Below are 537 nucleotides of genomic sequence, written 5' to 3'. Positions count from 1 at the left end.
TACGTCCGGTGACACCGACCAAAGTTACACCGGAATTTACCAAAACCAATGAATACCCAACGGGCGCTATCAATGGCTCAGGGATCTTATCACCCAAAAATGAGGCTAACACGTGGAATATTTCAATCTCATAAAGGCCACTCAAAAATCAGGCAAACCAGATGCTGTTATCTGGCGCTCAGCGAAGTCAGAATCCCGAGCAAACCTGCAACTCGATGTCGACCTTGAAGATGCAGGTATCGAAACAGGGCGCGGTAAAGACTACATGAAACCCATCCGCACCGATTTTCCTGTATATGACGACCTGCCAGAAGAAGGTGTACTGGATTTCGAATGGTGCAAACGCTACGAACTGGGAGAAGACGGACGCACCTGGCAGAAGCTTATCGTTAGCGCGCCAGCCGCAACCGAGCCGGAAGTGAAAGAGGAAACGGAAACCACCAACACTAACGGCCAGATTTCCCCGAAAGTTGAAGAAGCCATGCTGTGGCCGGTCGCTCAGATGTCGCAGCGTTCGCTGATCCTGTCCCAGTTCAT

The 537-nt window shown here is 50.8% G+C and carries 1 protein-coding gene; it reads left to right on the top strand.

Going from position 1 to position 537, the window contains the following annotated elements:
* Positions 1-112: 112 nt before the first annotated feature.
* Positions 113-537: RecE family exodeoxyribonuclease (locus ACSZPU_RS26230; protein ID WP_499004552.1), on the top strand; the 425-nt coding region annotated here is incomplete at its 3' end.

This window comes from Phytobacter sp. V69 (genome assembly GCF_965644215.1).
Lineage (GTDB): Bacteria > Pseudomonadota > Gammaproteobacteria > Enterobacterales > Enterobacteriaceae > Phytobacter.
The sequence above is the reverse complement of the archived record's forward strand: the minus strand, read 5'-3'. Positions and strand labels throughout refer to the sequence as shown.